The 17045-nt window shown below is 67.3% G+C and carries 20 protein-coding genes and 2 tRNA genes; 12 read left to right on the forward strand and 10 right to left on the reverse strand.

From position 1 onward, the window contains the following. Together AC1DHD_RS05550 and AC1DHD_RS05555 are read left to right on the forward strand one after the other, a co-directional pair. The coding region (locus tag AC1DHD_RS05550; RefSeq protein ID WP_476878747.1) for a GNAT family N-acetyltransferase at positions 1 to 365 on the forward strand (365 nt) is incomplete at its 5' end. A 41-nt stretch (positions 366 to 406) separates the two neighbouring features. Then, positions 407 to 1054: a CG0192-related protein gene (locus tag AC1DHD_RS05555; protein WP_476878748.1), complete on the forward strand. Its 648-nt coding sequence runs from the start codon at positions 407 to 409 to the stop codon at positions 1052 to 1054. A gap of 15 nt (positions 1055 to 1069) precedes the next feature. On the opposite strand, the gene AC1DHD_RS05560 is transcribed toward AC1DHD_RS05555, so the two are convergent. Then, entirely contained in the window at positions 1070 to 1729 is a 660-nt protein-coding gene (locus AC1DHD_RS05560; RefSeq protein WP_476878749.1) for a DUF8185 domain-containing protein, read from the reverse strand. Positions 1730 to 1792: 63 nt separating this feature from the next. Between AC1DHD_RS05560 and AC1DHD_RS05565 the strand changes: the two genes are divergently transcribed. After that, positions 1793 to 2773 carry an acyl-CoA thioesterase gene (locus AC1DHD_RS05565; protein WP_476878750.1) on the forward strand — a complete coding sequence of 327 codons (981 nt, stop codon included), beginning with the start codon at positions 1793 to 1795 and terminating at the stop codon, positions 2771 to 2773. A gap of 99 nt (positions 2774 to 2872) precedes the next feature. On the opposite strand, the gene ettA is transcribed toward AC1DHD_RS05565, so the two are convergent. The 3 genes from ettA to AC1DHD_RS05580 all read right to left on the reverse strand — a co-directional run bounded on the left by ettA (position 2873) and on the right by AC1DHD_RS05580 (position 5735). Next, on the reverse strand, positions 2873 to 4555 hold the full coding sequence (ettA, locus tag AC1DHD_RS05570) for an energy-dependent translational throttle protein EttA (protein WP_476878751.1): 1683 nt from the start codon (positions 4553 to 4555) through the stop codon (positions 2873 to 2875). An 86-nt stretch (positions 4556 to 4641) separates the two neighbouring features. Then, positions 4642 to 5145, reverse strand: a complete 504-nt coding sequence (locus AC1DHD_RS05575; protein WP_476878752.1) for a DUF6993 domain-containing protein — start codon at positions 5143 to 5145, stop codon at positions 4642 to 4644. 35 nt (positions 5146 to 5180) lie between these two features. Further along, a complete protein-coding gene (locus tag AC1DHD_RS05580) occupies positions 5181 to 5735 on the reverse strand; it encodes a single-stranded DNA-binding protein (protein ID WP_476878753.1) in 555 nt (184 codons plus the stop codon). Between the two features lie 252 nt (positions 5736 to 5987). Between AC1DHD_RS05580 and AC1DHD_RS05585 the strand changes: the two genes are divergently transcribed. Continuing rightward, positions 5988 to 6060 (forward strand) — tRNA-Arg (locus AC1DHD_RS05585). Positions 6061 to 6164: 104 nt separating this feature from the next. On the opposite strand, the gene AC1DHD_RS05590 is transcribed toward AC1DHD_RS05585, so the two are convergent. Then, positions 6165 to 7181, reverse strand: a complete 1017-nt coding sequence (locus AC1DHD_RS05590; protein WP_476878754.1) for a magnesium and cobalt transport protein CorA — start codon at positions 7179 to 7181, stop codon at positions 6165 to 6167. A gap of 230 nt (positions 7182 to 7411) precedes the next feature. Between AC1DHD_RS05590 and AC1DHD_RS05595 the strand changes: the two genes are divergently transcribed. Continuing rightward, positions 7412 to 7942 carry a LapA family protein gene (locus AC1DHD_RS05595; RefSeq protein ID WP_476878755.1) on the forward strand — a complete coding sequence of 177 codons (531 nt, stop codon included), beginning with the start codon at positions 7412 to 7414 and terminating at the stop codon, positions 7940 to 7942. 27 nt (positions 7943 to 7969) lie between these two features. Further along, positions 7970 to 8302 carry a DNA alkylation repair protein gene (locus AC1DHD_RS05600; protein WP_476878756.1) on the forward strand — a complete coding sequence of 111 codons (333 nt, stop codon included), beginning with the start codon at positions 7970 to 7972 and terminating at the stop codon, positions 8300 to 8302. Here the strand turns inward: AC1DHD_RS05600 and mptB are convergent. Next, positions 8295 to 9860 carry a polyprenol phosphomannose-dependent alpha 1,6 mannosyltransferase MptB gene (mptB, locus tag AC1DHD_RS05605; protein ID WP_476878757.1) on the reverse strand — a complete coding sequence of 522 codons (1566 nt, stop codon included), beginning with the start codon at positions 9858 to 9860 and terminating at the stop codon, positions 8295 to 8297. The two genes, AC1DHD_RS05600 and mptB, sit on opposite strands and share 8 nt — an antisense overlap. Positions 9861 to 10019: 159 nt before the next feature. On the opposite strand from mptB, the gene orn reads away from it, so the two are divergent. The 4 genes from orn to def all read left to right on the forward strand — a co-directional run bounded on the left by orn (position 10020) and on the right by def (position 12765). Continuing rightward, positions 10020 to 10667, forward strand: coding sequence for an oligoribonuclease (gene orn, locus AC1DHD_RS05610; protein ID WP_476878758.1), 648 nt, complete (start codon positions 10020 to 10022; stop codon positions 10665 to 10667). A gap of 129 nt (positions 10668 to 10796) precedes the next feature. Further along, a tRNA-His gene (locus tag AC1DHD_RS05615) sits at positions 10797 to 10869 on the forward strand. A 132-nt stretch (positions 10870 to 11001) separates the two neighbouring features. Further along, positions 11002 to 12156, forward strand: coding sequence for an acyl-CoA dehydrogenase family protein (locus AC1DHD_RS05620; protein ID WP_476878759.1), 1155 nt, complete (start codon positions 11002 to 11004; stop codon positions 12154 to 12156). A gap of 36 nt (positions 12157 to 12192) precedes the next feature. After that, complete coding sequence (gene def, locus AC1DHD_RS05625) at positions 12193 to 12765, forward strand: peptide deformylase (RefSeq protein WP_476878760.1); 573 nt, start codon at positions 12193 to 12195, stop codon at positions 12763 to 12765. Positions 12766 to 12794: 29 nt separating this feature from the next. On the opposite strand, the gene ppk2 is transcribed toward def, so the two are convergent. Further along, positions 12795 to 13727: a polyphosphate kinase 2 gene (gene ppk2, locus AC1DHD_RS05630; protein WP_476878761.1), complete on the reverse strand. Its 933-nt coding sequence runs from the start codon at positions 13725 to 13727 to the stop codon at positions 12795 to 12797. A gap of 150 nt (positions 13728 to 13877) precedes the next feature. On the opposite strand from ppk2, the gene AC1DHD_RS05635 reads away from it, so the two are divergent. Both AC1DHD_RS05635 and AC1DHD_RS05640 read left to right on the forward strand, forming a co-directional pair. Then, positions 13878 to 14669, forward strand: a complete 792-nt coding sequence (locus AC1DHD_RS05635) for a 1-phosphofructokinase family hexose kinase (protein WP_476878762.1) — start codon at positions 13878 to 13880, stop codon at positions 14667 to 14669. Positions 14670 to 14732: 63 nt separating this feature from the next. Further along, positions 14733 to 15377, forward strand: coding sequence for a hypothetical protein (locus AC1DHD_RS05640; RefSeq protein ID WP_476878763.1), 645 nt, complete (start codon positions 14733 to 14735; stop codon positions 15375 to 15377). 9 nt (positions 15378 to 15386) lie between these two features. Here the strand turns inward: AC1DHD_RS05640 and AC1DHD_RS05645 are convergent, their stop codons facing one another. From AC1DHD_RS05645 to AC1DHD_RS05655, 3 genes are all read right to left on the reverse strand, one after another. Then, on the reverse strand, positions 15387 to 15674 hold the full coding sequence (locus AC1DHD_RS05645) for a hypothetical protein (RefSeq protein WP_476878764.1): 288 nt from the start codon (positions 15672 to 15674) through the stop codon (positions 15387 to 15389). A gap of 96 nt (positions 15675 to 15770) precedes the next feature. Next, a complete protein-coding gene (locus AC1DHD_RS05650; RefSeq protein WP_476878765.1) occupies positions 15771 to 16568 on the reverse strand; it encodes an HNH endonuclease family protein in 798 nt (265 codons plus the stop codon). A 138-nt stretch (positions 16569 to 16706) separates the two neighbouring features. After that, complete coding sequence (locus AC1DHD_RS05655; protein WP_476878766.1) at positions 16707 to 16916, reverse strand: hypothetical protein; 210 nt, start codon at positions 16914 to 16916, stop codon at positions 16707 to 16709. Positions 16917 to 17045 lie beyond the last annotated feature (129 nt).

Here is a 17045-nt window from a genome sequence, read left to right on the forward strand (position 1 = left end):
ACCCGGGGCGACCGGACGATCCCGAGTTCGCTGCCGTCTACCGTGATTGGGCGGACGCCAACCCGCGAAAGTTCTTTGTGGCCGAGCTCGATGGCGAGTTGATCGGCATGCTCAACCTCCTGGTTTTCGAACGGATGCCCAAACCCGGCAAGGAACCATCCTGCTGGGTCTACCTCGGCAACGTCTACGTGCTGCCGGCCCACCGGAACGCAGGGATCGGGGCCGGGCTGGTGCAGGCGGCGATCGGATTCGCCCGCGGGATCAACGCGGTACGGATGGTCCTTTCGCCGTCGTCCGACTCCCGGCGCTTCTACGCCCGGCTGGGCTTCCGGCCCGCGGAGGAACTGAACATCCTCAAGTTCTGATCCCCGCACCATCCGGGGACGGCCCGGCTAGGCTGAGCCGTATGGCAATCATTCATCAAGCTGAACTGCATCCGACCAAGATGGAACTCCTCGAAACCTGGTTGCCCGGGCAGCCCTGGTTCCGGGGTGCCGAGACCGCGGACCCGGGCAAACTGGGCGCGTTCCGGTTCGACGACCCGGCCGGYGAAGTGGGAATGGAGACGATCCTGGTCGAGGCTGGCACTTCCGTTTACCAAGTGCCCCTGACCTACCGCGGTGCGCCCCTCGCCGGCACTGAGCCGTTCCTGGTCGGGACCATGGAACATTCGGTCCTTGGTCCCCGGTGGGTGTACGACGCCTGCGGAGACCCCATCTATGCGGCAGCCCTGGCCTCGGCCCTCCTGGCCGGCACACCGCAGGCCGGCCAGTTCCTCGACGTCGGCGGCAAATTCGAGCCGTTGCCCGAATCCGTTTCCGTGCAGAGCACCGGGCCGGAACGCCCGACGATTCCGAGCGGGCGGCCACCAATCGACGGGCCGGTCGAGGCCAGCAACACCGCAGACGGGACACTTATCCGCGCAGGCGGGTTGCAGATGCTCCTTGTGCGGCGGCTCGATCAGCAGGACAGCGCTGCGGCCGGACCCTCGCTGACCGCCAGCTGGGCGGGCCAGACGGCACCGGTCACCCTGGCACGCCTCACCAGTCCCTGACGCGGGGAGTGGCGGCTAGAGCCCGGAACCTGCCCGGACCAGAACGTGTCCGCGGGGGCTGCTGAGCCGGAACCAGCGCCCGGAGCGGTAGAGGCTTTGCTCGCCGTCGGCAAGGAACCCGAGGGTCAGTGCGGCGAACGCCGCCCCGGCGGGAAGGCCGCCGCCCTCGGGCAACGGCCGCCCCCAGACGGTGGCGCGGGCATTGTTGACAATCAGGGCACCGGGTTTGTCCGGAATGATCGCGGCGATCTCGGAGATACCGGCCTGCGCGGCCTGCCGCAGGGTTTCGTCCGGCAGGCTTCCGAGCTGCTCCCAGCCTGCGCGGGGAGCGCCGACGCCGGCCCAGGACTCCGCAACCGTCATGGGCGGGACGGGGAGTTCGACGTCGTCGGCGCCGGCGCGCGCCAGCCGGTCCAGCACGGCGGAAAGCGGAACGGTCGCGTCGAGCTCCGCCGGCACCGCCAGCGCCAYGGTCCGGAGCCCMAGGATGGTSGGGGTYGCCTCCCCCAGCAGCCGSGGMCGGAGCACACACASGTACGCGGCGAGGACCGGGCCGGCGGCGTTCAGCCGGATGGCGCCGTCGTCCACGCTGCGGGCGCGGGTCGCGAAGGTGCGGAGGTCGGCGAGGTCGCGGGGATCGGTGAAAAGCAGGGACTGGGTGAGGACGTCAGACACATTCCCGACTCTACCGGTTGTGCCTCTTTTGAGCCGTGCCGCGGTGCCGTCTAAAGTCAAACCATGACTGAAGCCGAAGCCGGATTGCAGGCACTTCCCACTGAGGACCCCACCTCCTCGCTCATCCAACTGCTGAACCTCGGCGAGCTGGAGGGCGCGCGGACGGACGAGGACATCTTCATGGGTCCCTCCCAGAAGCAGCCCCGGCAGCGGGTTTTCGGAGGCCAGGTGCTGGCCCAGTCCCTAATTGCCGGCAGCCGCACCGTTCCCGACGGCCGCGGCGTCCACTCCATGCACGGCTACTTCCTGCGTCCGGGCGATGCCAACAAGCCCATCACCTTTGGTGTCCAGCGGCTGCGCGACGGCCGCTCCTTCTCCGCCCGCCGGGTGCACGCCTACCAGGAGGGCATGCCCATCCTGTCGATGATTGCCTCGTTCCAGGACGAGGACGAGGGCATTGAGCACCAGTCCCAGATGCCCGCGGGGATTCCGGATCCGGAGTCGCTGCCGAGCACTGCGGACCTGCTGGGCAAGTTCGACCACCCGGTGGCCCGCCACTGGGCCTACGAGCGGCCCTTCGACATCCGCCACGTTGACCCCGCCCTGTATGTCTCGGCCACTGGTCCGAAGGAAGCCCGGAACGCCGTCTGGATGCGCACTTTCGGTCCTATGCCGGACGATCCGGAGATGCACCGCGCCGCTTTGGCCTATGCGAGCGACTACACGCTGCTGGAGTCCGTCCTCCGCCGGCACGGGATGAGCTGGATTACCCCGGGAATGTCCGTCGCGAGCCTGGACCACGCCATGTGGTGGCACCGGCCCGTCCGGGTGGACGAGTGGCTGCTCTACGTCCAGGAGTCCCCCAGCGCCCAGGGTGCCCGCGGGCTGGCAACGGGCAAGATCTTCAGCCGCGACGGCAGGCACGTCGCCACGGTGGCCCAGGAGGGCATGATCCGGGTCCCGACGGACATCAAGGCCAAGGTCAAGGGCGCCGTCCAGGCGAAGGTCCTCGAACACCAGATGCGCAAGGCCGACCGCGGCTGACACCAGCAGATACTGAAGGCCGCCGACGGCGTCGGGCCGCGGCGGTTCAGGCACGCAAAAGGCCGGCTCCCAGTGGGGGCCGGCCTTTTGCGTGGGGTCCTAGTCGCGGGTCAGGCGGCGGTGCGTCACCCGGTGCGGCTTGGCCGCGTCCGGGCCGAGGCGTTCGACCTTGTTCTCCTCGTAGGATTCGAAGTTGCCCTCGAACCAGTACCACTTGGAGGGGTTCTCCTCGTCACCTTCGTAAGCGAGGATGTGGGTGGCCACCCGGTCCAGGAACCAGCGGTCGTGCGAAACGACGACGGCGCAGCCCGGGAATTCGAGCAGGGCGTTCTCGAGGCTGCTGAGGGTCTCGACGTCGAGGTCGTTAGTCGGTTCGTCGAGGAGCAGCAGGTTTCCGCCCTGCTTGAGGGTCAGCGCCAGGTTCAGGCGGTTGCGCTCACCACCGGAGAGCACCCCGGCCTTCTTCTGCTGGTCCGGTCCCTTGAAGCCGAACGCGGCCACGTAGGCGCGCGAAGGCATCTCGACCTGGCCCACCTGGATGAAGTCCAGGCCGTCGGAGACGACCTCCCAGAGGGTCTTGTTCGGGTCGATGCCGCCGCGGCTCTGGTCCGCGTAGGAGATCTTGACGGAGTCGCCGATCTTCAGTTCGCCGCCGTCGAGGGGTTCGAGCCCGACGATGGTCTTGAAGAGCGTGGTCTTACCCACACCGTTCGGGCCGATGACGCCAACGATGCCGTTGCGCGGCAGCGTGAAGGACAGACCGTCGATCAGGGTCCGGTCCTCGAAGCCCTTCTGGAGGTTCTTGGCCTCCAGCACCACACCGCCAAGACGCGGTCCCGGCGGGATCTGGATTTCTTCGAAGTCGAGCTTGCGGGTCCGGTCCGCTTCCGCGGCCATTTCCTCGTAGCGGGCCAGACGGGCCTTGGACTTGGTCTGGCGGCCCTTGGCGTTCGAGCGCACCCACTCAAGTTCTTCGGAGAGACGCTTGGCCTGCTTGGCGTCCTTCTTGCCCTGGACTTCCAAACGGGCGCGCTTCTTCTCCAGGTACGTGGAGTAGTTGCCTTCATACGGGTACAGGTGGCCGCGGTCTACCTCGGCGATCCATTCGGCCACGTGGTCAAGGAAGTACCGGTCGTGGGTGACTGCCAGGACGGCGCCCGGGTAGGAGGAGAGGTGCTGCTCGAGCCACAGGACACTCTCGGCGTCGAGGTGGTTGGTGGGCTCGTCGAGCAGCAGGAGGTCCGGCTTCTGGAGCAGGAGCTTGCAGAGGGCGACTCGGCGGCGCTCACCGCCGGAGAGCAGCGTGACGTCGGCATCGGCCGGCGGGCAGCGCAGGGCGTCCATGGCCTGCTCGAGCTGGGAATCGAGGTCCCAGGCGTCGGCGGCGTCAATGGCCTCCTGAAGCTGGCCCATTTCCTCAAGGAGCGCGTCGTAATCGGCGTCCGGGTTGGCCATTTCCTCGGAGATCTCGTTGAAGCGCTGGATCTTGCCGTAGATCTCGCCAACGCCTTCCTGGACGTTGCCCAGGACGGTCTTCTCCTCGTTCAGCGGCGGCTCCTGGAGCAGGATGCCGACGGTGTAGCCGGCGCTCAGGCGCGCCTCGCCGTTGGAGGGAGTGTCCAGACCGGCCATGATCTTGAGAATGGTGGACTTACCGGCACCATTCGGGCCAACAACACCAATCTTGGCCCCCGGGAAGAAGGACATGCTCACGTCGTCGAGGATAAGTTTTTCGCCAACGGCCTTACGGGCCTTGGTCATTGTGTAGATAAATTCCGCCATGGCTACAAATCTAATGGCTCCGGGCGGATAACTCACATTTCGTCCCTGTCATCGGGGCACCGGCCTGCCGGCCGCAGGAAGCGGCCCTAGACCGGCGAACCCGCGAAGCACCGGCCATCGGCGAGGACCGGGAGTACCGCCACAGTTACCCCGCCATTTCGAAGCTGCGCAACAATGCACTCCCRCCCCCGCCGGACCGCCGCTTCCACGGCGTCGGCGTCGAGTCCGGTGGGAGTACGGCTCGCCGTCACCTCGAGGTCGCCGGCCGGGAAACCGGCCCCGGTGAGGGCAGCCCGTATTTGCTCTGTTTGGGGTCTGCTGTTTCCGGACGCCAGCTGCGCCAGCACCGTCTGGACTCGCGCCGCGGCCGCGGTCACAGCGGGGCCTGGGGTTGTGGACGATGACGGGGTTGGGGACGACGGCCCTGGCTGCGACGGGACTTGGGCCGCGGGCGCAGTGCCGGCTGGTTCCCCGGCCCCGGAGCCGCCTATGGCCGGCGAGCAACCCGGGACCGCAGCGAGCAACAGCAGGCACGCCCCAAACGCAGGGAGGAGCGAGCGCTGTCCCAGGCTTGTTCCGGCTCGTCTCACGCGGCAATTCTGCCACGGGTGCAGGCCCGTTCTGCTTAGGCGGCGGCCTCCCGCACTTCGCCCGTCTCGGCGTCAAAGTCCAGGTCGTCGCCCCCGCTCCCTCCGGCGCCTGAATCGGCATCGGAGTCTGCGTCGTGGGCGGCGTCGTCCGGGCCCCGGGCGTCGTCGTGACCGGCGTCGTCGCCGCCCGGGCGTTCCTGGACTGCCGCGTCCTGGCCCGGCATGGGGCCGGCGCCTGCCGTGCGGGTGAAGTTGGCCGAGCCCCACATCAGGTCGTGGCCAACGGACTCCGCGTCGATTTCGGCCACATGGTGGATCCGCCCTTCCTTCTCCCAGCTGCGCATCTTGAGCCGTCCCACGATGATGACCCGTTGGCCTTTCCTGATGCTGCAGCCCATGTTTCCGGCGAGCTGGCGATAGCCCTGAACCGTGAACCAGTTGGTGTTGCCGTCCACCCAGGCGTTGGCTGAGCGGTCGAACCGGCGCTCCGTGGAGCCCAGCCTGAAGGAGGCGGTGGCAACCCCGCCCGGCGTCGTCGAACTCTTGATCTCCGTGGCAACGAAGCCGCGGACGGTGATGCTGTCATTCATTACGTTGTCCTCTCTCCCATAGTCCTGTCTGGAATGGTCCTGCCCTTGCAGGCAGTTCCAGCTTCGCGCCAGGCCAGCGGCGGCGGCAGGGTCATCACCCGCTATGTGGAAAACCCGTGGCGCAGGGACAAAGCCGGACAGGCGGCCAGTGCGCGGCCCGTGCGCGGCCCGTGCGCGGCCCGGCCGGCGGGGTGCGCCCGGCACTGTAAACTTCTTGAGGCGTATCCGGCAGCAGCCGGCCAAGCCGTAAGTGCCCCAGTAGCTCAGGGGATAGAGCAGCGGCCTTCTAATCCGCCGGTCGGGGGTTCGATTCCCTCCTGGGGCGCAACGTGCGGTCCTGGTCGCGGTCATCCGCGGTCCAGGACCGCATTTTTTCGCCGGTGCACCAAGCAAAGTGCGGGCGCGACGCCGGCCCGGGCTACGCCGCCGTCAGATCCACTTGTTGTGCCTGAACGTCAGGTAAAGGATTCCGCCCATCAGGAGCATCAGGCCCAGGGCCATCGGATAGCCGAAATACCAGTCCAGTTCGGGCATCAGACGGAAGTTCATCCCGTAGATGGAGGCAATCAGCGTCGGGGCGAAGAGGATTGCTGCCCAGGAGGAGATCCGCTTTGTTTGTTCGTTCTGCGCGATGCTCGATTCGGTCAGCAGCCGCATTTCATCGTTTTGCCGCTGCGCCACCAGCGCGGCGTTGACGGCGAGCGCGTTCTGCAGCAAGGCACGGAACGCGGCGATACGTTCGCCCAACCGCAGGACGTGGTCCAGGACGTCCCGAAAATGATCCTGCAATTCGGTCTCAGGTACGCGATCGGGACTGCCCACGCGGAGCGACTGCAGCATCGCGGCCAGCGGCGCCGTCGCCCGCTGAAACATGATGACCTGCCGTGAGAGTTCGTAGATCCGCCGGGAAACACCGGGGTCGGCGGCGAAAAGATCGTCTTCAATCTCGTCGACGTCGTTCTCCAGCCCGGCGGCGACCGGTTCATACTCGTCGACCACCTGGTCCACGATGGCGTACAGCACAGCATCCGGACCGAGCGCCAGGAACTCCGGCTGGGATTCCATCCGGCGGCGGACCCGCGCCAGGTCCGGTGATTCAGCCCGGCGCACAGTAACGACGAAGTCCGGGCCGGTAAAGACGTGGATCTCGCCGAACTGGACCTTCTCCACGTCGTCCAGGTACCGGGCGGGCCGGAGGACGAGGAAGTTGGTGTCGCCGTAGTGTTCGAGTTTGGCGCGCTGGTGGCCGGCCAGGGCGTCCTCGACAGCCAGATGGTTCAGGTCGAACTCGTCCGCCACCGAGCGGAGTTCCGCAGCATCGGGGCGGTAGAGCCCGATCCACGCCATCCCCTGCCGCTGCCGCAGGACGAAATACGTCTCATCCAGATCCTCCGGATCAGCGGTCCGGTATCCGTCCACATACACCGCGTTATCGACGATGGTCACGGCAGTGCCTCCTCCGCTGACCCGCACGCTCCGGGCATCCCTTGGCAGTGACGCTATACCGTCCATGGCGCGCTGCCAACAGCCTGGATTCCCGCCAGCAGGCGCCACCGGCAAACAGCGCGGCTGGCTGGACCTGCCCCGAAGCCCTAAGCAGGCTTAGTATTGTGGTGACAGAAGGGGCCGCAGTGAATTTCCTCGCGGCCCGCCCGCAACCGAAAGGTACGGCCACCATGACGCAGACGCCCCGCGGATTTGATTCCCAGGACTCCCAGGATCCCTACGACGTGCCCTCCGCTCCACCGGTGACACAAGTCGCTCCCGGCGGATCGCCGGGGCAGGTTGATGCGGCTGACCGCGCCGCAGTGGGCACCGATCCGGCGGTCGGCGCCCCGGCGGACCCACTCGCCGCCGACCCACTCGCTGTCGACCGACGGCCCTCGCCGGACACCAGCACGCCGGGAAACGGCACCGGCCGCCCGGAGCCGCACAGGGTGACCCGGGCCGGAATGGTCTGGACCGCCGTCGCCGCCGCCCTGGTGGTGCTGGTCCTCCTGATCGTCTTTATCCTGCAGAACCAGGCCTACGTCCAGGTGCGGTTCTTCGGCCTTGAGGGATCCGTCCCGCTGGGTGTGGCACTCTTTATCGCCGCGGTCGGCGGCGGGATCCTGGTGGCTATTGCCGGAGCGGCACGGATCATCCAGCTCCGGTTGGCCACGCACCGGCAGCGCAAGCGCCTTGCAGGCCAAAGCTCGGGCCGCTGAGCTCATCAGGATGACAGGCGCGGACGCATGGCGAACGCCGACCTGGTTGCTGCCGTCCGTTCGGCCCTTCAGGCGGCGTCGGATCCGGTGCGGGCCGCGGCGGCGCAGCAGTTTCTGAAGTCAGAGATGCCATGGTTCGGCGTCCGGGTGCCAGCGCTCCGCAGAACCGTCAAGGATGCCGCCAGGCAGTTGCCGCCCGGTTCATTGGCCGAGCTGCAGGAGACCGCCCTCAGGATGCCGCCAGGCACGACGGCACGAGGAACGTTATGCGGCGATCGACCGGTGCGTGGCTTCGTGCAGCACCACGGTGGACGCCTGAGCCCGCTGTGGCGCAGGGAGGCGCTGCGCAAGATCAGATGACCGGCCGGGTAGTGACAGGTTCCGAGGGCTTGCTGAACAGCTGCTTCGTCTTAGGGTCGAGGAAGATCAGATAGAGGGCGAAAAGCAGGGCGATGATCGCTGCCGCGTTGCGGGCGAGCGCCAAGGCCAGGCCGAGATCGTCGGTCTGCAGGTAGGGGAAGACCTCCAACTGGTCCGAGATGGCGTAGACCATAAAGAACGAGACCATAAAGTACACCGCTTTGACCTGCCAGTCGTCCCGGATGCCGGTGACTGCGAAAAGCGGGATGAGCCAGACGACGTACCAGGACTGGATCATCGGCGCCAGGAAGACGACGGCGGCGAAGGCGAGGGTCAGGCGGCGCATCAGGCGGTCGAAGTCGCCGCGGAAGATCTGCCAGCCGACGATTCCCAGCGCCAGCAGCTTTCCGGCGTCGTAGACCCACTTGGCGATCCCCCAGCCGTCGAGGCTGAAGGCGTTGAGGATCGAGGCGACGATCAGCCCGAGCAGGCCCACTGGCGCATACCAGATCCAGATGCTGCCCGGGGCGGAGAGCCCGTTGATCCAGCCGAAACCGAAGCCGTTCACCAGGCTCATCGCGTAGAGCATGCCGAGGCTGAGCCCGGCAGTCAGCGCCCAGAAGACGAACTTGCGGGGCCAGCTGGCGTTCTTTCCTGCCCACAGGAGGCCGATGAACGGCAGGAAGACAATGGTGATGGGCTTGACGGAGATGGAGAGCACCACCAGCACCAGGCCGAGCGGTACCCGCTTGGTCGCGCAGTAGTAGAGCCCCGCCAGGGCGAGTCCGATCATCAGGGCGTCGTTGTGCACGCTGGCGATGAAGTTGGTCAGAAACAGCGGGTTGGCCGCGGTGAGCCAGAGGGCGCGGTGCGGGTTCACGCCGTGGAGTACTGCAAGTTTGGGCACGTAGATCATGCACAGGACAATGCCGACCAGGGCGGCGAGGCGGAACAGCATGATGCTCGCCTCGGGCTGCACGTTGGTGGACCAGACAACAAACTGCTCGATCCAGAGGAACAGCTGCCCGTAGGGCACAGGCGCCTCCGTCCACATCTTGTCCGCGCCCAGCTGGAAATAGTTGGACAGCGCCGAGATGCCGTTCTCGTACGGGTTGAACCCCTCCACCATCAGCCGGCCCTGGCCGATGTAGGCGTAGACGTCCCGGCTGAACAAAGGAACGGAAACCATCATGGGCAGCCCCCACGCGGTCACGGCCAGCAGCGTTGCCTTCCGCGCACCTGTGCCCCAGGTGCGTACCCGCTGCCCCAGCCGCAGCCAGGCACGGACCAGCAGCATGCCGCCGACGGCCAGGAGCACAATGCTGAGCCCGACGCCGACAGCCTCGGTACGCATCCAGATGAACAGCGGCAGGCGGCGCAGCTCGGAGACCGGCGCGAGCCAGCCGACGCCGAGGGAACCAATGGCCATAAAGACGGAGCCCACGAACCCGGCCAGGATCGGCGACCGGGCGTTGTCCACGTCCGCGGCCACCGCCTCGGTAGCGGTGCGGGATGCACCGGCGGCTGTCTTCCCCGCCGCAGGTACAGGCGCCGTCATCTCAGGATCGTCCAATCTGTTGTGGGCTGCTTTGATCCCCGCAGATGGTCCGGAAATCCGGCCATGGGGCAAGCCGCGATGACGAAGTTTTTCGACGGCCGCGTATTCGAAAGCCTAGCACCGGACCTCTCTGCGGCGGCGGAACGGTAGGCTGGGCGGGTGCCTATATCTAATGAACGCATCGTGTGGATCGACTGCGAAATGACCGGCCTGGACTCCAAGAACGACGCCCTCATCGAGGTGGCGGCGCTGGTGACGGACTCGGAGCTGAACATCCTCGGCGACGGCGTCGACGTCGTGATCAAACCGGACGACGCCGCGCTGGCCCAAATGAACGACTTCGTGCGCGACATGCACACCCGCTCCGGGCTGCTGGCGGAGCTGCCGCACGGCAAAACCATGGCCGAAGCCCAGGACCTGGTGCTGGAGTACATCAAAAAGTGGGTCCCGGATCCCAAAAAGGCCCCGCTGGGCGGCAACTCCGTGGGCACAGACCGGGTGTTCCTGGTCCGCGACATGCCGGAACTGGTGGAGCACCTGCACTACCGCGTGATCGATGTCAGCACCATCAAGGAACTCTCCCGGCGCTGGTACGCCCGGGCGTACTTCCAGTCCCCCGCCAAAATGGGCGGCCACCGCGCCCTTGGCGACATCAAGGACTCGATCGACGAGCTCCGCTACTACCGGGAGGCGGTCTTCGTCCCGGCTCCCGGGCCGGACAGCGCGACAGCGCAGCGGATCGCCAAGTCCGTCATGGCCCCCGCCGAGACCCCCGCGGACACCCCGGCAAACGCATCGGCGGAGTAATCTCCACCACGTTTGGGGAAAATTTCGGCAAATTCGCCGAAAGTGGCAAAACCACCCCCGAACAGCAGGTAAGCTATTTGTCGTTGCCTTTTCAGACGCCGGTCCGCCGGAAGGTTTGACGGGCACATGGTGGGCGTAGCTCAGTTGGCAGAGCGCCTGGTTGTGGTCCAGGAGGTCGCGGGTTCAACCCCCGTCGCTCACCCTCACCAAGGACGGCAGAATTGTCCGACCTTGCCAAAGGCCGCACCGGTTATCCGGTGCGGCCTTTGCTGTTTGCCGGGCTGCCTGCCACTTGTTATCTGTCCAGTGTTGACCGTGCACGGAAGGAACCGCGATGCAGCGCCAGCTCTTTGAAGAAGACCACGAGATGTTCCGTGAGATGGCGGCGGAGTTCAACGCCCGGGCAGTGGCCCCGCATTACAGCCAGTGGGACCAGGACCACATCATGCCCCGCTCGCTGTGGACCGCAGCCGGCGAACAGGGCCTGCTGGGCCTCGCCGTTCCCGAGGAGTTCGGCGGGCTGGGCATGTCCGACTACCGCTTTCGCGCGGTCTTGGACGAGGAATTCGCCAAGAGCAACCACCTCGCGGTCGGGCTGGCCTTCCACTTGCACGATGACATGGTCCTCCCCCACCTGCTGGCCTACGGCTCGGATGACCTGAAGTCGCGCTGGCTACCGGGCATGGTTTCCGGTGAGACCATCACGTCGGTGGCCTGGACCGAGCCCGGGGCAGGGTCGGACCTGCGGGGTATCCGGACCAAGGCCCTGCGCGACGGCGACGACTGGCTGATCACCGGCCAGAAGACCTTCATCGGCAACGGCGTCTCCGGGGACGCGTCCCTGGTCCTGGCCCGCACCGACGGCGGATCCGGCCGGGGTGGCCGCGACGCCTTCTCGCTCTTTATGGTGCGCAAGGCTGAGGGCTACACCGCGGGCCGCCAGCTGGACAAGATGGGGCTGAAAGCCTCCGACACCGCCGAACTGTTCTTCGACAACGTCCGGGTGCCGCACGGGGATCTCGTCGGTGAGGAGGGCAAGGGCCTGCAGTACGCGGCCGAACAGCTCCCTCAGGGCCGGCTGGCCATCGCCGTCGCCAGTTCCGCCGTCGCCCGCGCTATTTACGAGGCAACGGTGACCTACACCACGGACCGCAACGCCTTCGGCGAGCGCATCATCGATTTCCAGAACAGCCGCTTCGAGCTGGCGGACCTCCTCACCGAGGTCGAGGTGACCGAGGGGTACGTGGACCGGGCGGTCCAGGCGTTCAACGCCGGCGAGCTGGACGCCGCGTCTGCGGCCCGTGCCAAGCTCTGGGCCTCGGAACGGGCCAAGTCCGTCACCGACCGGTGCCTGCAGCTGCACGGCGGCTACGGCTACATCCTGGAATACCCCGTGGCGCAGGCATACCTCGCCGCCCGCCTGCTGCCCATCTTCGGCGGCACCAACGAGATCATGCGCGACGTCGTCGGCCGCACCATCGCCGACTGACCCGCGCCGCCAACCGCACCAAAGGAACCACCCGATATGACAGTCCTTCCCATCACGATCTGGGGCGAGCCCGTCCTGCACCGGCGCGCCGCCGAGGTTGAGGTCTTCGACGACGAACTCCGCACCCTGATCGCGGACATGTTCGAAACCAACGACGCCGCCAACGGTGTGGGCCTCGCCGCACCCCAGATCGGTGTGGGGAAGCGGCTCTTTGTTTACAAATACGCCAACGACGACGGCGCCCCGCCGGCCGGCGTCGTCGTCAATCCGGTGCTGACGCTCTCCAAGGTCTCAGGCGCACTGCCGGACCCGGATGAGGAAGAGGAAGGGTGCCTGTCCTTCCCCGGCGGCCACTACCCGCTCAAGCGTGCCGAGTGGGCGCGGGTGCAGGGCTTCGACGGCGACGGCAACCCGCTGGAATTTGAAGCCACCGGCTGGTTCGCGCGCGTGATCCAGCACGAATTCGATCACCTCGACGGGAAGCTGTACGTCAACCGGCTGATCGACCGCTACTCCCGCAAGGCCATGAAGCAGGCCAAGAAGAGCGGCTGGGGTGTCCCGGGCTTGACCTGGATGCCGGGCGTGGATCCCGACCCCTTCGGCCACTGACGGCGGGCCGGGGTTCCTGCCGGCGGGGTTTATCCCGGCGGCGTGGATTCCCGGCCGGCCGGCTTCTGCAGGCTTGCGGCATGGTCCGGAACGTAGCGGAAGAGGTCCCGCGGCGGCCGGGTGTAGTTCACGGCACGGGGCCTCGCCGGCAGGGTGACCGGCTCCGACCGGACCTCGACGTAGTCGATGCTTGCCAGCAGGTGCGCGATCATGTTGATCCTGGCCCGGCGCTTGTCCTCGGCTTCCACCACGAACCAGGGTGATTCGGCGGTATCAGTCTGAACGAACATGTCGTCCTTGGCCCGCGAATAGTCCTCCCAGCGCAGGATGGCCTCCCTGTCCATGGGTGAGAGCTTCCACTGCCGCAGCGGGTCTTCCAGCCGGGATTTAAAGCGCCGTTCCTGTTCGGCGTGGCTGATGGAGAACCAGTACTTGAACATCAGGATGCCGTCCTGGATCAGCAGGCGCTCGAACACAGGGCACTGGGMCATAAASCGTTTGTGYTCCGCSGGYGTGCARAAYCCCATMACSCGYTCGACGCCGGCGCGGTTGTACCAGGASCGGTCCATCAGCACKATTTCCCCSGCSGCYGGSAGGTGCTSSACGTAGCGCTGGAAATACCATTCGCCGCGCTCCCTTTCGGTGGGTGCCGGGAGCGCGACGATCCTCGCGACGCGGGGGTTCAGGTACTCGGTGACCCGTTTGATGGCGCTGCCCTTACCGGCGGCATCCCGGCCCTCGAATATCACCAGCACCCGCGCCCCGGTGCTGCGGACCCATTCCTGCAGCGCGACCAGCTCGGCCTGCAGCCGGGCGAGTTCGGCTTCGTAGACTTCCAGCGGCAGGCGGGCCGGACGCCGCGGCGCCCGTCCCGGGTGCGCGGGCGCGGTATCCGGGCCGGCCTTACCGGCGTCGGTCTTGCCGTTGCCAGTCTTGCCGTTGCTGCCTTTGGTGTGTGCCATGCATCCCGCCTCGGTCGTGACGGGTCACCGTCCCTCTCGGGCCCCGTCGCGCCCCGGGCCCCGTCGCGCCCAGTCTTGCGGAGCGACCGGGTGCCCACAAGGGGATACCGGCCCGGGGACACGCCGTCGGACTGCTCCTATGCTGGGCCCATGGAAGCCTCCACGCCGGCGCAGCCTATCCTCACTGTCACGATCAACCCGGCCCTCGATGTCAGCACCACCACCGACGTAGTCTCCAGCGGCCACAAGCTCCGGTGCGGGCCCAGCCGCCTCGACCCCGGGGGCGGCGGGGTCAACGTGGCCCGCGTGATCCAACGCCTCGGCGGCCGGCCGCTGGCGGTCTACACCGCGGGCGGGCCCACCGGCGAGGCATACCGGCGGCTGATCGAGGCGGAACGGCTGCCGTCCCTGGTGGTCCCCGTCCTGGGCAGCACCCGCCAGGACTTCACGGTCGATGAGACCTCCAGCGGGAAACAGTTCCGCTTCGTCCTGCAGGGGCCGGAGTTGAGCGAACCCGAATGGCGGCTGTGCCTGGCACTGGTGGCCGACTCGATCCAGCCGGGCGGCTACGTCGTGGCCAGCGGGAGCCTTCCACCCGGGGTGCCGCACACCTTCTACGCTGAGATATCGAGGCTGGCCCGCGAGCAGGGAGCGCGCTGTGTGGTGGATGCGTCCGGACCGGCCCTGGCCGCGGCACTGGCCGAAGGCGTATTCCTGGTCAAACCCAGCCGGCGGGAGCTCGGGCTGCACTTCGGGACGGAGCTGGAGGGCCAACAGGGCGAACTGGATGCGGCCATGGCCCTGGTGTCCGACGGCTCGTCTGGCCCAGGGCCGCGGACCGGCCGAGGCGTTCCGCTCCGCCGTTGCCGCCGGAAGCGCGACCGTCATGACCCGGGCCACGGAGCTCTGCCGCCGGGACGACGTCGAGCGGCTGGAAAGTGAACTCGCCGCCCAAGCCGTCGGCGCTTAGGTCCGAAATCCCCGCACCGCTGGCATGATGGGCGCATGGGGGAAACCAGAACATTGTCAGGTCCGGTGCGGCGCAGCTTCAAAGAGCCGTCCGGACGGTACGTCGCGCTGGCCGTGTGGGCCGGAAGCGTGCTCGCCGTCGGCTGGCTCCTGGCCGACGGGAAGAGTGGCCCGGCCGCGGCAGCAGCTCCGTGGCTGGCGGCAGCCTCATTGCTGGTCTACCTGACGCAGTGGCAGCCCCGCCTGATCATCGACGCCGGCGCGTTTGAACTGCTCAACGGCCTCCGCCGGCACCGCATCCCCTTCGCCGCCGTGGACGACGTCGAGGTCCGTTACACAGTGACCGTGAAAGCGGCCGGCAGGAAATACGTCAGCTGGGGTGCCCCAACGCCGCCCAGCGCCTTCGGCGCCGGATTCAACCAGGCCCGGGACTGGAAGGAGCGTCCCCCAGGGATGCTCCCATCCAACGAACGAATGAGCCAGTCCCCGGCCCCGGAAAGCCGGGACGCGATCGTACGTGCCTGGCACGACGCACGGCAGGCGTCCGGTATCGTTGACCCGGGGGCCGGTCACACCGGAGCGGCTTCCGCAAACGCCACCGTGATCTCGGGATGGAACGTCCCGATGCTGGTGATGGTCCTGCTGGTTGCCGCCTGGTGCGCATTCTCCGTGCTTGGCTGAGGCGGCCGGCTAAGGCAGCACTTTATACAGGTCAACCACGGTCTCCTCCGGCGGCGCCGCGAATCCGCCCTGGATGCCTGCCTGCATTGCCGGCATCAGGGTGCCGTCACGGAATTTCTCCCAGCTYTCTTKKGAATCGTGGACCGCCATGATTGTCCAGCCGCCCGCCGACTCGCCGCCGGCGTGGAAGATCTGCCCTTCGGGCAACTGGCCTTCGCCCGGGTGAACCGCGGCGATGGAGGCCTCGTACTGTTCTTTGGTCCCCCCGGGGAAAAAGTGCACAACTCCGTAAGCCATTTCCTGCTCCTCGAATCGTGGGCCGCACCTGACATTCCCAGTCGTAGACCCGCGGAGCACGGCTGTCAATGAGCTGCGGAACAGGGGTGACTCCGGTCAGCGCGGGACAATGCTTTGCTGGGCCGGACAGCCATCGAGAACCCGCTTCATCGCCTCCTTTTCGGCCGGTGACACCCACAGGGCGTAGGCAGCTTTGACCGAGATTTGCCGGGCTACGTAGTGGCAGCGGAACGCTCTGTTTGGCGGCAGCCAGGTGGCGGCATCGGAAGCGCTTTTGTCCTGATTGGCCTGGCCGTCCACCGCGATCAGGTTCAGTGGATCGTTCGCAAGATGCTGCCGCTGCTCGGGGCTCAGCAGCTGGGCGCCCTTCTGCCATGCGTCCCCGAGTGCCACGACGTGGTCGATTTGCACGGCTTTGCTGGAGGCGGCTCCGCGCTGGAATACCACCGTGCGTCCCGTGTAGGGCTCCAGGAAGGATCCCGTCCCGATCCGGCAGCGTGATCCATCGGTGAAACGGGCACCGGCCAGGTCGCGGCGCAGGATGTCATTGCGGGTATCGCAGCCGTTGCGGTCGACGTCGAGCCAGGCCTGGCCGAAAGCGGTCCTGTCGTAGTTGTCGGCGGCGGCCCGGTCCCTGACCGGGAGGGACTCCAGTACGTCCGCGGCGCGGCCGGCGGGCACTGCCGCAACGGATGCCACGGCCTTCATCCAGCCCGGTGCAAGCACGGGCGCCTCGGTGGGTCCGGCGGACCGCGGCTCGGCGAGGTCGAACTGCCCGGCGGTGAAGAACCAGGCAAGCGTTCCAAGGATGGCCAGCACGGCAGCGGCGAGCAGCGCCCAGGCCTGCCGGGACCGGCGCCGGGCCAGCCGGTAGCCGAGCCACGTGGCGGTCACCGACGGACCGCCTGTAGGTAGGGTTGCTGCACCCGCCCAGCCTAGGCAGGAGCGCCGACGTCGGCCCGGTTGTCCACAGTGTGCGGGACAAGTCGCGGGGCGGGCCCCCGCCGGTCGCGGCCGGTGGGCCGACTGCCCTTACTGCTCCTTGGTGACCCGGCGGAGGTCTTCCTCGGCGACGTTCAGCAGAGCTTCGAGTTGGTGCACCCGCGCGTCGTCGACCTCTCCCGCCTCGCGCTTGGCGCGGGCGTCGTCAAGGAGGCGCTTGGCTTCCTTGGCGTTGCCCCGCGCAATGTCGAGTGCGTGTTCCAGGGTGGTTTCGTGCTCCACAGCCGAGTTCTGTTCCATGGCTCCATTGTGGTTCCCTTTCCCGGCCGATTCCAGCGACCGGCCGGGAAAGTCACCAAAAGGAGTTATCCGACCTCGACCGGAAGGCCGGCGGCCTCAAGCGTGGCCACGGCATCCTTGGCCGGGAAC

The organism is Arthrobacter sp. 05L45_2, assembly GCF_056397525.1.